At 74.1% G+C, this 14,787-nt stretch carries 13 protein-coding genes; all 13 read right to left on the bottom strand.

Annotated features, from left to right (window positions below; genetic code table 11):
• Positions 1 to 58: 58 nt before the first annotated feature.
• Entirely contained in the window at positions 59 to 1,204 is a 1,146-nt protein-coding gene (locus TR50_RS29925) for a nucleotide disphospho-sugar-binding domain-containing protein (protein WP_042429181.1), read from the bottom strand.
• Positions 1,201 to 2,433, bottom strand: coding sequence for an MFS transporter (locus tag TR50_RS29920; protein WP_052441493.1), 1,233 nt, complete (start codon positions 2,431 to 2,433; stop codon positions 1,201 to 1,203). The genes TR50_RS29925 and TR50_RS29920 overlap by 4 nt, the downstream gene beginning before the upstream one ends.
• 7 nt (positions 2,434 to 2,440) lie before the next feature.
• Entirely contained in the window at positions 2,441 to 4,405 is a 1,965-nt protein-coding gene (locus TR50_RS29915) for an SDR family oxidoreductase (protein WP_236654642.1), read from the bottom strand.
• A gap of 66 nt (positions 4,406 to 4,471) precedes the next feature.
• Positions 4,472 to 5,410: an aromatase/cyclase gene (locus TR50_RS29910; protein ID WP_042429175.1), complete on the bottom strand. Its 939-nt coding sequence runs from the start codon at positions 5,408 to 5,410 to the stop codon at positions 4,472 to 4,474.
• Between the two features lie 33 nt (positions 5,411 to 5,443).
• A complete protein-coding gene (gene fabG / locus TR50_RS29905) occupies positions 5,444 to 6,229 on the bottom strand; it encodes a 3-oxoacyl-ACP reductase FabG (RefSeq protein ID WP_042429172.1) in 786 nt (261 codons plus the stop codon).
• A gap of 198 nt (positions 6,230 to 6,427) precedes the next feature.
• The gene (locus tag TR50_RS29900; protein ID WP_042429169.1) at positions 6,428 to 6,697 is read right to left on the bottom strand and encodes an acyl carrier protein; all 270 of its coding nucleotides are present in this window, start codon (positions 6,695 to 6,697) and stop codon (positions 6,428 to 6,430) included.
• 44 nt (positions 6,698 to 6,741) lie between these two features.
• A complete protein-coding gene (locus TR50_RS29895; RefSeq protein ID WP_042429166.1) occupies positions 6,742 to 7,071 on the bottom strand; it encodes a TcmI family type II polyketide cyclase in 330 nt (109 codons plus the stop codon).
• A gap of 29 nt (positions 7,072 to 7,100) precedes the next feature.
• A complete protein-coding gene (locus TR50_RS29890) occupies positions 7,101 to 8,585 on the bottom strand; it encodes an FAD-dependent monooxygenase (RefSeq protein ID WP_042429163.1) in 1,485 nt (494 codons plus the stop codon).
• Between the two features lie 32 nt (positions 8,586 to 8,617).
• On the bottom strand, positions 8,618 to 10,192 hold the full coding sequence (locus TR50_RS29885) for an acyl-CoA carboxylase subunit beta (protein ID WP_042429160.1): 1,575 nt from the start codon (positions 10,190 to 10,192) through the stop codon (positions 8,618 to 8,620).
• On the bottom strand, positions 10,189 to 11,157 hold the full coding sequence (locus TR50_RS29880; RefSeq protein WP_042429157.1) for an alpha/beta hydrolase family protein: 969 nt from the start codon (positions 11,155 to 11,157) through the stop codon (positions 10,189 to 10,191). Before TR50_RS29880 ends, TR50_RS29885 begins: the two co-directional genes overlap by 4 nt.
• A gap of 52 nt (positions 11,158 to 11,209) precedes the next feature.
• Positions 11,210 to 12,529, bottom strand: coding sequence for an aldehyde dehydrogenase family protein (locus tag TR50_RS29875; RefSeq protein ID WP_042429153.1), 1,320 nt, complete (start codon positions 12,527 to 12,529; stop codon positions 11,210 to 11,212).
• 79 nt (positions 12,530 to 12,608) lie between these two features.
• Entirely contained in the window at positions 12,609 to 14,003 is a 1,395-nt protein-coding gene (locus tag TR50_RS29870) for a carotenoid oxygenase family protein (protein ID WP_042429149.1), read from the bottom strand.
• Positions 14,000 to 14,787 (bottom strand): thioesterase II family protein (locus tag TR50_RS29865; protein ID WP_052441490.1); only part of this gene is annotated, 788 nt, incomplete at its 5' end. The genes TR50_RS29870 and TR50_RS29865, both read right to left, overlap by 4 nt.

Here is a 14,787-nt window from a genome sequence, read left to right as displayed (position 1 = left end):
GGGGAGGTCCTTTCGGTTCCGGGAGGTGCCCGCTCGGAGGCGGTCACGGGTGGGGCGGTCAGGCGTGCGGGAGCTTCTCGAGGGCGGGGACGAGCTGCGCGGGGTCGGGCATGGCGGCGATCTCGGCGGCCAGTTCGCCGGCCCGCAGCCGGTAGGACGGCTCGTCGAGCAGTGCGCGGCAGGCCGCGGCGACCGCCTCGGGCGTGTCCTCGCCCGGCTGGAGCGCGACGGCCGCGCCCTGGTCGGCCACCCGCTGCGCGGGAACCCGCAGCACCGCGCCCTTCGGGATCAGCAGCTGCGGCACGCCGGCGGCGAGACCGGTGAGCGTCGACACGCCGCCGCCGTGGTGCACCATCAGGTCGCAGGTCGGCGCGACGACGTCCAGCGGCATCCAGCCCAGGTGCGCGCCGGGCAGCTCCGGGCGCAGGGCGTCGGCGACCGCCTCCGGGGCGGCGACGACCAGCTCGGTGTCCCACTCCGCCAGGTCGCGGGCGAGGGTGCGCAGGAAGGCGAAGTTGCGGTCGTAGCTCTCCTTGGCGACCCGGCTGCCCGAGGTGACGCAGATCCGCGGCCGGGCCCCGCGCGTGTACATCCACGGCTCCAGCGGGCCGCTGTGCCGGGTGACCGGGACGAAGCGCATCGGCAGGGCCGGCGCGGCGTCGGCGGGACGCAGGCTCGGCGGGCAGATGTCGATCAGCAGGTCCGGCTCGGGGAACCGGTCCAGGCCCAGCTCGGCGAGGTCGGGGGCGAGTTCGGCCGCGGCGCCCCGGTGGATCTCGTCGGCGTCGACGGCGTCCCAGGTCTGGCGGACGTACGGGACGCCGAGACGGGCCGCAAGGAGCCCGGCGACGTAGCTGAGGGTGCCGCCGACGACCACGTCCGGACGCCACCGCTCGGCCAGGGCCGTCAGGTTGGGCAGACCGGCCAGCGCCATGCGGGCGAACCAGCCGCCGGTGAAGCGCGCCTCCTCGACCGGGTCGGTGGGGATCGCGACCGGGAGGCCGTCGCGGCCGGTGGTGATGAAGTGCTTGATGGGCAGGTCGGTGGTGGGCACGCCGGGCAGGCCCGTCGACGCGACCACCGGCATCATGTCGTCGTTGGCCGCCATGACCACCTGATGGCCGGCGTTGCGGGCGGCCGTGGCCAGCGGGGCCAGGGCGAACACGGTCGCGGGGCTTCCCGCGGCCACGAACAGGATCTTCACGTGCTCTCTCTCCTCGATGGGCGCAGTCCGGTCAGGGCGGTGACGGCGCCGGCGACCGCGACGGAGGTCAGCAGGACGCGGGCGGCGGCGTCGCCGCCGGAGGTGGCGAGCAGCCCGGCCACCGTCGGCAGCACGAGCGCCGCGCCGAGCTGGACGCCCGCCTGGTAGAGCGGGGCGGCCGCGCCGCGCAGCTCGACCGGGATGGCAGCCATGGCCTGGAAGTTCAGCGCGGCGAAGGACAGCACGAACGCCGCGCCGATCAGCAGCAGTGCGGGCAAGACACCGGTGGCGTAGTCGTCCAGCGCCCCCGGCCGCAGGCACAGCGCCTGGCCGCAGGCGGCCGCCACCGCGCCCGCGGCGACGAGCCGCGGCGCGCCGAAGCGGGCGACCAGCCGTCCGGCGAAGGGCAGCGACAACGCGAGCGGCAGACAGGCCGGCAGGAAGGCGAGAGCCGTCCGCCAGGTGCCCCAGCCGTCCGCGGCCAGACGCAGGGTGAGCAGCAGGAGCAGGCCCAGGTAGCCGCCGTTGAGGGTGGCCGCGCCGAGCGCGGACCGCAGCAGCGGCCGGTGCCGCAGCAGCGCCGTCCCCGGACGCGCCCCCTGCCGCACCGACGCGTCGTCAGCCGGCAGGATCCGCAGGCCGACCAGGAACAGCGGCACCGCCACCAGGGCCGGCAGCACGAGGTCCCAGCGCCAGCCGGGACCGCCGATCGCCCCGGCCGCGAGCAGTCCGACGGTGAAGCCGGCCGCCCCGAACATCGAGTAGACCGAGACGGCGCGGCGCCGTTCCTCGCCCTCGGGGAAGGCGGTGGAGACGATGGCGAGCCCGGTGGGCGCGGTGAGCGCGGCGCACGCTCCGGTGACGACGCGCGAGGCGATCAGCACCGGGCCGTCGGCGGCCAGTCCGCCGACGACGGAGGCGAGCACGAAGACGGGCAGCGAGGCCAGATAGACGCGGCGCCGCCCGAAGCGCGTGGTGATCCGCGGCCCGAGCAGCAGCAGGGCCGCGAAGCCGAGCGCGAAGCCGCTCACCGTCGCCTGGGCTCCCCCCACGGACAGTCCGAGCGCGGACCGGACCGCCGGCAGGGCGACCAGGACGACGGAGACCTCGAGCGCGTCGATGAGCATGTTGCCCGCGAGGACGAGCAGCAGCGCGCGGTCGCGGGGCCGCCACCGCGCGGGCACGGCGGTGTCCCGTAGGCCGGTGGCGGGCCGGGTGGTCGTCGACATCGCGGGCTCAGCCGCCGAGCAGGGTTCCGCCGCTGGCGTCGACGTAGGAGCCGGTGACCCAGCGTCCGTCGGGGCCGGCGAGGAAGGCGATGACATCGGCGACGTCGGAGGCGTCGCCGACCCGGTTGAAGACCGAGAAGGAGGCCATCTGGGCGACCGCCTCGGCGTTGTCGAAGATCGGCGAGCCGTTGTCGGTGATGCCGGGGCCGACGCTGTTCACGGTGATCCGTCGCGGCCCGAGGTGCTTGGCGAAGTGCAGCGTGAGCTGGTCGATCGCGCCCTTGGTCATCGCGTAGGCGATCTCCATGGGGTTGGCGACCCGGGTCAGCCCGGAGGAGATGTTGATGATGCGGCCGCCGTCCGGGATCAGGTCCAGGGCGCGCTGCACGATGAAGAACGGCGCCTTGGCGTTGACCGCGAAGAGCTCGTCGAACTTGGCGGGCGTGGTCTCCTCGGGGGTCACCCCGCCCATCACCCCGGCGTTGTTGACCAGGATGTCCAGGGTGGTGGCGCCGGTGCGCTCCTTCAGCCCCTGCTCCAGACCGACGAAGAGCGCGTGGACGTCACCGGCCACGCCGAGTTCGGCCTGGACGACGAAGGCTCGGCCGCCCTCCTTCTCGATCGCGGCGACGGTCTCCTCGGCCGCGGCCAGGTTGTTCGAGCAGTGCACCGCGACCAGGGCGCCCTCGCGGGCCAGACGGACTGCGGTCGCCCGGCCGATGCCGCGGCTTGACCCGGTGACGAGGGCGGTCTTTCCGGTGAGCTTGCCCATGGTGGTGTTCCTCCATCGGTGGGTGGTTTCGGTCGGGTCGGGCCGGTCGGCGCCGGCGTCGTCTCCGTCGTGGCGGTTGCCGTCGCCGGTCGCCGCGGCGGTGTCGCGAAGCGCGGGCCGGTCGAGGCCGCTGACCATGGCGGCCAGGTGGCGCCGGGTCGCCGGCAGCTCCATCAGCTCGCGCAGCAGCTGCCGCAGCGGGTCCAGATCCGGTGTGCCGAACAGCAGTCGGGTCTGCGCCCGGATGTTGGACAGCACCCGGGCCGCGGCCGGGTGGCACTCGGCGTGGTAGTCGTCGAGCAGCGTCTCGGGGGCCCGGCCCGTCGCCACGGCGGCGAGGCGTCCGCCCAGCGCCGCGGCCTCCTGCAGGGCGAGGTTCATCGCCTGCCCGCCGACCGGCAGTTGGACGTGCGCGGCGTCACCGGCCAGCAGGACCCGGCCGTTGCGGTAGCCGGACACCAGGCGGTGGGCGTCGTCGAAGGCGTCCAGCCAGACCGGTCGGCCGCCGCTGACGTCCTCCCCGGTGATCCGGGCCCACACCTCGCACACCTCGGCGAAGGAGGGCGGCCCGGTGCGCGGCCGCGGGGCCGTGCCGTAGGCGTGCATCATGATCCGGGTGATCCCGTCCGGGCCGCGGCGGGCGATGGCCACGCCGTTCGGGTGGCGCTCGAAGCGCCGGTCCGGGACGGCGAGGCCGGCCACGTCCGCACGGAACAGCTCGCGGCCGGCGGCCTCGCCGGGGAAGTCGAAGCCCGCCAGGGAGCGCACCGCGCTCCGCCCGCCGTCGCAGCCGGCCAGGTATCCGGCCCGGTACAGCCTCTCGGTGCCGTCCGGGCCTTCGGCCGTGACGCGGACCCCGTCGGCGTCCGCCCGCACGGCGGTGACGGTGCGTTCGCGCAGCACGGTCGCGCCGAGGCCCGCCGCCCACTCCCCCAGCACCGCCTCGATCCGCGCCTGCGGCGCTTTCCACAGACCGGCGAAGGCGCTGTCGCCGGCCTCGGCGAGGTCCAGCCGGACCCCGCCGAAGTGCCCGGGCCCCGCGCTCGGCGGCGGCCCGAGCGGGTCGAGCAGCCCGCGCTCGTGCAGGATCTCCATGGTCCGGGCGTGGAGCACCGAGGCCCGCGACTCGCTCGTGGGCTCGGCCAGCGTCTCCAGCACGGTGACCCGGGCCCCGCCCCGGCGCAGTTCGCCGGCCAGCATCAGCCCGGCCGGTCCGGCGCCGACGACCAGGACGTCGATCGTCGCCTCAGATGTCCCGGCCACGGCTCAACGCCGCGCTTCCGCGTACTCCTTGGCCAGCCCCAGGGTCGCCAGGCTGTTGCCGCCGAGGGCGTTGCGCAGGAAGGTGCGCGCCTCGGGGACCCCGGCGTCCTGGCCGAGGACGGCGCCGATGTTGGCGATGTTGACCACCACGGTGTGGTGCGAGGTCGCGACGGTGGTGCCGTCGGCGCCCTCCTCGAGCGTCCACAGGCCGGTGTGCAGGGTCATCAGCGCCGGCAGCGTGGTCTGCTTGTAGGCGATCCGGTGGTGCGGGAAGCAGACCCGGATCGACTCCGTGGTGTGCGAGGAGCCGTCCTTGGTGAGGGTGTCCATGCGCAGCACCTGGAGCCCGGGCGAGGTCTCGGTCAGCCGGACCTCGGCGACGTGCGGGAGCCGCTCCTTCCACAGGTGCGCCTCGTTGAGGAAGTCGTAGACGTCCTTGGCGGAGCCCGCCACGGTGACGCTGTCGGCGAAGGAGAAGCGCAGCTCGTCCTCGGCGGTGACGCGTTCCACGTTCGCCTTCAGCGCGGCCAGCTCCGAGCGGCTGTTGCGGTCGACAGCCTCGTCGATCCACGCCAGCTTCTCCGCGTCGTCGTCGACGGCCCGGTAGTCGTGCAGCAGCCGCACCCGGCAGGCCTGCGGGCCGGACGGCTCCAGCACCCAGGCGCCGCCCATCGCGGCGACCGGAGCGGCGGGCACCTCCTGGCGGAAGGTGATCCGCAGCCCCTCGGGGTCGAGCGTGCGGCGCGAGGTCCAGTTCTTGGCCTCGCCGTTGGCGGTGGCCCAGATCCGGATCCGCTCCTCGCGCTCGCCGCGCTCCACGTGGTCGACGTGGACGGTCGGCGGGAAGATCAGCGGCCAGTTCTCGACCTCGGCGATCAGCTGGTACACCCGCTCGGCCGGTGCCGCGACGGTGATCTCGTGCTCGACTTCGCGCACGGTCATCGGTGTCTCCTTGTCAGGTTGGGGGACGGGGTGTCAGAAGTTGCCGAGGCCACCGCAGACGTTGAGCGCCTGGGAGGTGATGGACGCGGCGGTGTCGGAGGCCAGGTAGCCGACCAGGCCGGCCACCTCCTCGGGGGTGGAGTAGCGGCCGAGCGGGATCTTGGCCTGGAACTTCTGCAGGATCTGCTCCTCGGTGGTGTCGAAGGCGGCCGCGTAGCCGTTGCGCACGCGCTGGGCCATCGGGGTCTCGACATAGCCGGGGCAGACCGCGTTGACGGTGATCCCGGTCGGCGCGAGCTCGTTGCCGAGCGCCTTGGTGAAGCCGACGACGCCGTGCTTGGAGGCCGAGTAGGGCGCGCCCAGCACGACGCCCTGCTTGCCCGCCGTCGAGGCGATGTTGATGATGCGTCCGCTGGCCTTGGCGGACATCCCGCCGGCGTTCAGCACCTCGCGGGTCATCCGGAAGACGCTGTTGAGGTTGGTGTCGACGACGTCGAGCCACAGCTCGTCGTCGATGCCCGCGGTCGGGCCGCCGCCGCTGCGGCCGGCGTTGTTGACCAGGACGTCGACGGTGCCGAAGCGCTCGACGGCCTGCTGGACGAAGCGCTTGACGTCCTCGGTGGAGCGCACGTCGCAGGGCGCGCCGTCGACGTCGAGGCCCTCCTCGCGCAGCTCCTTGACGGTCTGCGCGACGCCCTCGGCGTCCCGGGCGCAGAGGAAGACACGGTGGCCGGCGCCGGCCAGCAGACGGGTCACGGCGAGGCCGATGCCGCTGGTGCCGCCGGTGACGACGGCGGTGCGCGGGTTCTGGTGCGTCATAGGGATCTCCTGGAGGCCGAGTCGGCCGGATGTGCCGCCGCCGGCCGATGGGGGAGATCGGCCGGCGGCGGCGGGAAGGGTGGTCTGGTGCGTCCGGTGTGGGGGGCCGGACGGCGGCGTCCGTTGTGGGGGCGGACGGTGAGGGCGCGGACGCTGTGGGGGGGTCCGGTGCGGGGGGGCCGGCGTGCGGGGCGGCGGTCAGCCGACCTGCACCAGCTCCAGGTGGCGGAAGACCTCGGCGATCAGCTCGCGCGGGGTGGCGGCGTTGGCCAGCACCTCGTCGTCGAGGCTGATGTCGTACTCGCGCTCGATGCGGCCGATGGTCTCCAGCAGCGCGAGGGACTCGTAGCCGAGGGTCTCGAAGTCGGCGTCCAGGATGTCGCCTTCGAGGTTGGTGGCCTCGTCGGCGCCGGCCCCCTCCCGGAGGATGCGCTTGAGGTCGTCGATCGTGAACTCTGAAGCGGACATGGGATTTCCTCTCGTCGTAAAAGTGATGGGCGGTCGGCGGCCGGTCAGCCGCGGGCGGACCAGTGGTAGAAGCGCTGCGCCATGGCGTCGGACGGGGAGCGCCAGGTCGCCGGGTCGTACGCCTCGATGAAGGGCTTGAGGTCCTGGCTGATGCCGACGAAGCGCGGGTCGGTCTTGGCCTGCTCGATGCGCTCGCCGCCGTCCTGCGCGGCGAAGTCCTGGAGGTGGAAGTAGAGGCCGCGGTAGGCGAAGAGCTGGCGGCGGATGGTGCCCATCCGGTGCGGCATCTCCGTGTCGTCGAACGCCCCGAAGAGGCGGGACACGTCGTCGGCCGAACCGGGCTCCATCCGGGCCACGATGAGCGTGCTGTGCATGTCTGTCTCCGTGTCAGTGCGGTGGGTTGTCAGTCCAGGGGGTTGCGGGACGGCCCGAACCACCGTCCGAGCGCCATCGGAAGGTCGTGGTGGCTGCCGGGCGCCGCCCAGGCGACGTGCCCGTCCGGGCGCACCAGGACGGCCGAGACCCCGGCGAGCGCGCTGTTCGCCCCGACCCCGTGGGGGACGGCCGTGACCACGTCGACGCGGTCCGACCAGCCGGCCGCGCGGCCGCGCAGGTGGGCGTTGTCCTCCAGGTCGAGCAGGAAGCCCCGGCCGGAGCGCAGCAGCTTGGCGCTGCTGGTCTTGACGTCCTCGCCGACCAGTTCCAGGTGCGGCATCCGGCGCCCCAGCAGCGGGTTGGCGCCGCCGCCGACGTCGTAGCGGATCTCCAGGCCGCTCACCATGCCGGCCAGGTGCTTGGCGACCTCCTCGTAGCCGAGCAGCTCGCCGACCACGTCGCGCAGCGGCTGGATCTCGTCGCCGCTGAGGAACAGCAGGCCCTGGGCCCGGGTGTTCATCAGCAGCCGCTGCCCGACCGGGAACCGCTCCTCGTGGTAGCTGTCGAGCAGCGCCTCCGGCGCGGCGCCGCGCACCACGGCGGCGAGCTTCCAGCCGAGGTTGACGGCGTCCTGGATGCTGGTGTTCATGCCCTGCCCGCCGGCGGGCAGGTGGATGTGGGCCGCGTCGCCGGCCAGCAGCACCCGGCCGCGCCGGTACTCGGTCACCTGCCGGGTGGCGTCGCCGAAGGCGCTGACCCAGACCGGCTCGGCGTGGGAGATGTCGATGCCGGTCAGGCGCTCCCAGGCGGCGGCGACCTCCTGGTACGGCGGCGGGGCGTCGCGGCGCTGCGGCGGGGTGCCGCGCTCGCAGACGATGATCCGGTTCACGCCGTCGCCCAGCGGGCCGACCATGACCATGCCGCCGGCGACCGTCTGGCCGATCATCCGGGGCTCCAGCTCCACGCCGCGGATGTCGGCCAGGTACATCTCCATGGTGGCGGCGGTGCCGGGGAAGTCGAACCCGGCGGCCTTGCGGACCTTGCTGCGGCCGCCGTCGCAGCCGACGAGCCAGCGGGCGGTGAGGGTCTGCCGGTCCCCCTCGGCGTCGCGCACCTCGACCTCGACGCCGTCGCCGGTGTCGCACAGCGACAGCAGCTCGGTGCCGCGGCGCAGGTCCGCGCCGAGCTCCAGCGCCCACTGTTCGAGGATGGCCTCGGTGGTGGACTGCGGAACGGACTTGGCGGCCTGGTGGACGCTGTCGAGGACGCCGAAGTCCATCGGCAGGCCGCCGAAGTGGCCGGCGTTGCTGGTGACCATGTCGCCGAAGCGCGGCAGCAGACCGCGCTGGTCGAAGATCTCCATGGTGCGGATGGTGAAGCCCAGGCCCCGGGACTCCCCGGTGCGCTGGGCGAGCTTCTCCAGGACGATGACGTCGACGCCGGCGAGCCGCAGCTCCGCGGCCAGCACCAGTCCGGCCGGCCCGGCGCCGACGACGATCACGGGAGCATCCATGTACCTCTCCTTGCAGGGAGCTTGGGGGCGGGTCACTGCGGCGGGTTGCCGTGCTTGCGACGGGGCAGCTCGGCGTGCTTGTCGGTGAGCATCGAGATCGCCCGGCACAGCACCGAGCGCGTCTCGCGCGGGTCGACGACGTCGTCGACGAGGCCGCGCTCGGCCGCGTAGTAGGGGTGCATCAGCTCGTCCTTGTACTGCTGCACCATCTCGGCGCGCTTCGCGTCCGGGTTGTCGGCGGCGGCGATCTCGCGGCGGAAGATGACGTTGGCGGCGCCTTCGGCGCCCATGACCGCGATCTCGTTCATCGGCCAGGCGAGGGCCAGGTCGGCGCCGATGGAGCGGGAGTCCATGACGATGTACGCGCCGCCGTAGGCCTTGCGGAGCACCAGCGAGATCCGCGGGACGGTCGCGTTGCAGTAGGCGTAGAGGAGCTTCGCGCCGCGGCGGATGATGCCGTCGTGCTCCTGGTCGACGCCGGGCAGGAACCCGGGCACGTCCACCAGGGTGATCAGCGGGATGTTGAAGGCGTCGCAGAACTGGACGAAGCGCGCGCCCTTCTCGCTGGCCTTGATGTCCAGCACGCCGGCGAAGGCCGCCGGCTGGTTCGCGACGAAGCCGACGACGTGCCCGTCCAGGCGGGCGAAGGCGCAGACGAGGTTGGTGGCCCACTCGGCGTGGACCTCCATGAACTCGCCGTCGTCGACGACCTCCTCGATGACCTTGCGCACGTCGTAGGCGCGGTTGCCGTCCGCGGGGACGATCTCCAGCAGCCGCTCGGTGGTGCGGTCGACCGGGTCGCCGCTGTGCGCCACCGGCGGCAGGTCGCGGTTGTTGGAGGGCAGCAGCGACAGCAGGTAGCGGACGTCGGCGAGGCAGGACTCCTCGTCGTCGTAGACGAAGTGGGAGACGCCGGAGACCGACGAGTGCACGTCGGCGCCGCCGAGGCCGTTCTGTGAGATCTCCTCGCCGGTGACGGCCTTGACCACGTCCGGGCCGGTGATGAACATCTGCGAGGTGTCGCGGACCATGAACACGAAGTCCGTCAGCGCCGGCGAGTAGGCCGCGCCGCCGGCGCACGGGCCGAGCATCACCGAGATCTGCGGGATCACGCCGGAGGCCCGGGTGTTGCGCTGGAAGATGCCGCCGTAGCCGGCGAGCGCCGAGACGCCCTCCTGGATCCGGGCGCCCGCGCCGTCGTTGAGCGACACCAGCGGCGCTCCGGCGGCCAGGGCCATGTCCATGATCTTGTGGATCTTCTGCGCGTGGGCCTCGCCCAGCGCGCCGCCGAAGATCCGGAAGTCGTGCGCGTAGACGAAGACCGTCCGGCCGTCGACCTTGCCCCAGCCGGTGACGACGCCGTCGGTGTAGGGGCGGTTGCGCTCCAGCCCGAAGCCGCTGGCGCGGTGCCGGCGCAGCGGCTCGACCTCGCCGAACGTGCCCTTGTCGAGGAGCAGTTCGATGCGCTCACGGGCGGTCAGCTTGCCCTTGGCGTGCTGGCGTTCGGTCGCCTCGGGGTTCGGCCCCTGGTGGGCCAGCTCCTTGAGGCGCTCGAGCTCGGCCAGCCGGCCGGCCGCGCCGGTGTCGGCGGGTACGACGGTGGTCATGTGGTGCCTCTTCCTGAAGGTTGGGCCGGCAGTGCCGGTGCGGCGGATACGGGAGGACGCGCCGGGAGCGGCGCGGGACGCGGGCCGTGGTCGGCGACCCGCAGGCAGTCCTCGGCGAAGGCCAGGGCCCGCAGGTGGTAGGCGCGGGCCGCCCAGCTGAGGCTGATGTTGTGACCGGAGCCGGGCTGCCGGTCGACGACCACCCGGGGAGCGGCGGTGAACCGCGCGGTGAGGTCCGCCAGCGCCTCGTCGTCGTGACGCCACCAGCCCTCGTGCGCGGCGAAGGTCAACCGGACCGGCGTGCTGATCCGCGCGGCGATGTCGGCGAACGCGTCGGCCCAGGCCGCGGCGTCGCCCTGCTCGCGCTCCGGGACCGGGGCGACCAGCCTCCCGCTGCTGCGGAAGGTGTCGGGCGGATAGCAGCGCGGCGGTCCCCAGTGCCGGGTGGTCCGGCTGCGCGGGTTCTCCGCACGGCCCGGGTCGCCGGCCAGTTCCCGTCCGCAGCCGGAGACGTCCACCCCGATCAGGTGTCCGCCGCCGGCCCCGTCGGCGGCGGCGGTCAGGGCGAGCATCCCGCCGTAGGAGTGGCCGAGCAGGAGGATCCCGCCGCCGAGGTCGGCGCCCTGGTCCTCGGCGAACCCGTCCAGCGCGGCGCGCAGGATCCGTGACTGCTCCGCCAGGCTGTGACCCCACGGCAGCGTCCCCGCCGAACCCCCGTAGCCGGGGCGGTCGACAGCGAGGACGGCGAAACCGAGCCGCGCGCCGAGCCCCAGCAGGGAGACGTCCGGATGGGCCGGGCCGTCGAAGTAGCCCGCGCTCATCCCGCCGCCGTGCAACGCGACGACCGTGGCGCGCGGCGGCCCGTCCCCCGGCAGCGCCAGCAGCGCGGAGAGCGGCACACCGGCCCCGTCGAGGACGGTGCGGCGGGCCGTGCCGGTCGGCGGTTTCGGCAGGGTGGCGGTCATGGTGGCCTCTCCGGTCGGAAACGGACGGGACGCGCCTCCCGGCGACCGCCCCTCAACGCGGGGGGCCGGAACGCAGTGGCACGTCGAGCACGGGCTTGAGGTGGCTGAACACGGCGAGCGAGTGCCGACCGCGGTAGGCGCCGATCCCGCTGGCGCCGACCCCGCCGAAGGGCAGCTCGGGCGCCATCACCTGCACGGAGGGCTGTCCGAACACGACGGCGCCGGAGGTGGTCCCGGCCACCAGTCGGCGCCGGGTCTCCTCGTTGCCGGTGAAGGCGTAGACGGCGAGCGGGCGCTCGCGTGCGTCGATGAAGGCGACCGCCTCGTCGAGCCCCGCCACCTCGGTGACGGGCAGCACCGGACCGAAGACCTCCTCGCGCATCACCGGGGCGTCCGGCGGCACCTCGGCCAGGACGGTGGGCGCGAGATAGCGGGTCGCCCGGTCGTGGACGCCCCCGACGACCGTGCGGCCGCTGCCGAGCAGCCCGACCAGGCGGTCGAAGTGGCGCGTGTTGACGATCCGTCCGTATCCCGGCGCGGTCGCCGGGTCGGGTCCGTACAGACGGTGGAGGGCGCGGACGAGCTCCGGCTCCAGCGCGCGGGCCGTCACCGGGTCGGTCAGCACATAGTCGGGGGCGACGCAGGCCTGCCCGGCGTTGGCGAACTTCGCGCGCACCAGGCGCCGCGCGGTGTGCGCGAGCGGGACGTCGCGGTCGACGAACACCGGTGACTTGCCGCCGAGTTCCAAAGTCACCGGGGTCAGGTGCTCGGCGGCGGCGCGCATCACGATCCGGCCGACGCCGGGGCCCCCGGTGTAGAAGACGTGGTCGAAGCGCTGGGCGAGCAGACCCGCCGCCGCCTCCGGTCCGCCCTCGACCACGGCGACGGCCTCGGGATCGAGGTACCGGGGCAGCAGCCGGGCCAGCAACCGCGAGGACTCGGGGGCGAGTTCGCTCGGCTTGACCACCGCCGCGTTGCCCGCGGCCAGGGCCCCGGCCAGCGGCAGCAGCGCCAGCTGCACCGGGTAGTTCCAGGGCGCGACCACCAGGACCACGCCGAGCGGCGTGGCGTGGACGGCGGCCGTGGAGCCGGCCGGGCAGCCGGACACCGGTACCGGGCGCGGCGCGGTCCAGTCGTCCAGGAGGTCGAGCAGCAGGTCGATCTCGCGGATCACGAAGTCGGCCTCGACGGCGAGGGCCTCGGGCCGACTGCGCCCCAGGTCCAGCCGGAGGGCCTCGGCGAGGTCGTCGCGGTGCGTGTCCAGCAGTGTCCGGAGCGCGGTGAGCTGCGCACGGCGCCAGGAGGACGGCCGGGTGCGGCCGGCCGCGAAGGCGGCGCGCAGCCGGGCGACGAGTGCGGTCAGGTCGGACAACGCGGCTCCTGCTCTCGGGTCGGTGCGGGACGGGGCGGAACGGGGCGGCGCAGGGCGGATCGCTGCGGATCGGGGCGTGTCAGCTCGGGTCGGGGATCCAGCTGCCGTGGAAGCCGAGCGGGACCCGGACCGGCAGGTGCACCGTGGCCACCGGCTCGCCGGTCACGTCCTGGGCGGAGAGCACCACGAGGTCGGAGGCCCCGCGCACCGGGTCGTGGACGTAGGCCAGCAGCCAGCCGTCGTCCTCGCCGTCGGCCGCGGCCGACGGCACGAACACCGGCTCACCGGTGTAGTGGCCGGCTCCGAACTCCCGCACCTGCGCCGTTCCGTGGGCGAAGTCGTGCTTGATCAGCGCGTGCCCGGCGACCGGACCGCGCTCCAGGTCGGCCGCACCATGGCCGGCCGGGCCGGCGTAGGGGCCGAAGTAGTCGTGCATGTCCGGGACGGTCGCCGCGTAGCCGTAGCGGTGCGGAGCGCCGACCAGCGCCGGGTTGACGTTCGGGAACTCCTGCGGCCGATCGTCGATCCGGGTCTCGGTGACCTTCCCGCTGACCGTGTCCACCACCCACCGGTCCAGCGTGGGAAGGGAGTTCCCGTCCAACCGGAGGTCGCCGAACATGCGCGGGTAGCGCACCACGTCGATCACCACGCGGTCGCCGTCGTCGTAGGCGTTCAGCGTGTGGAAGACCCAGCAGGGCTCGATCTCGAACCAGCGCACCTCGGTGCCGCCCCGCGGCAGCAGCCCGACACGGGCCGACCGGCCCTCCTCCCAGCTGTAGACCGACTGCTCGCGCGCGGCTGCCGCCGCCAGGCTGTTGACCACCGGCAGGTCGTAGAGGACCACGTACCGCTCGGTGAGCCCGAAGTCGTGCATCACCGGGCGGTGCGGGGCGGGGATGTTGACGATCCTCTTGACCAGTCCGTCCGGGGAGACGACCAGATGCTGCACGAAGGCGAACCGGGTGGCGTGCGCCACCGCGTGCAGCTCCCCGGTGACCGGGTCCAGCTTGGGGTGGGCGGTGAACCCGGCCGGCAGCGAGCCCTGGAAGTCGCAGGGCCCGAGAGTGTCGAGCTCCTCCGTCAGCTCGTAGGGCCGGAAACCCGACTCGATCAAGGCGAAGGTCCGTCCGGCGTGCCCGATGACGTGCGTGTTGGGCGAGATGTCGGCGCGGGCGACGGCCGCACCGCGCCGGCGTCGCTCGCCGAGCACCTTCGAGACTCCGGCGGAGCGGACCCAGCGGTTGCGGTACCACTCCGCGCGGCCGTCGCGCAGCCGCACCCCGTGCACCATGCCCTCGCCGAGGAACAGGTGGTTGCGCGGGTCGTCCGGGACCAGCGGGTTCGGGCCGTTGCGGACGTACCGCCCCGTCAGCTCCGGCGGCAGGGTGCCGGTGACGGACAGGTCGAAGGCGGTGACCTCCTCCGTGACGGGCGTGAAGGCCCCGCGGAAGGGCTCCGCGGCCGGGGTGGTCATCGGCTTGCTCCTGTCAGGGTGGTCGCGCGACCCGCGGCCGCGGGGAGGAGATCGAGTGCCTCGGCGAGCTCCGCCAGCACCACGCGTCCGCTGGAGCGCAGGAACGGGAAGAAGTGGGAGCCCTTCACGGTGGCGTGCCGGAACGGGCCGGTGGTGTACCGCTCCCAGCCGGGCACGGCCGCGGCCGGCGCGAGCTGGTCGTCCCGGCCGGCCAGGGCCGTGACGGGGCAGTCCAGCCGCACCCGGGCGACGGCGAGCAGGGCCTCCCGGGCCAGCAGCAGGTCGTGGGCGAGCAGATGCTCGTCCGGGGTGCGGCAGTGCGCGCGGTCGAGCGTGCTCGGCTCCACCCGGTGCCGGGCGAACATCAGCTCCAGCCCCTCGGGGCTGTCCAGGTCGACGGGCAGGTCGAGGGCGTCGGCGCCGGGCAGCCCGGCGGTGACGACCAGGGCCCGGCAGAGCGCGGCATCGGCGTGGGCCGTCCCGGCGGCCAGCAACGCCCCCATGCTGTGCCCGTAGTAGGCGGTGGGGAGGTCCTCCCGGCGGCGCAGCTCGGCGGTCACCCCGGCCACCACCTCGGCCAGCGTGGCGCCGGGCGCCTCGGCGGCCCGGTGCTCGCGGCCCGGCAGGGTGACCCCGAGCAGCTCGACGTCGTCGGGGAGGGCGTCGAGCAGGCGCAGGTAGGTCGCGGTCCCGGCGCCCGCGTGCGGGAAGACCAGCAGCCGGCGGGAGGCGTCGGCGGCCGGGCGCAACCGCACCGTCCAGCGGTACGGCGCCGTCATGACCC

Origin of the sequence: Streptacidiphilus anmyonensis, from assembly GCF_000787855.1 — a bacterium.
GTDB classification, from domain to species: domain Bacteria; phylum Actinomycetota; class Actinomycetes; order Streptomycetales; family Streptomycetaceae; genus Streptacidiphilus; species Streptacidiphilus anmyonensis.
This window is presented reverse-complemented; position numbering and strand designations above follow the sequence as displayed.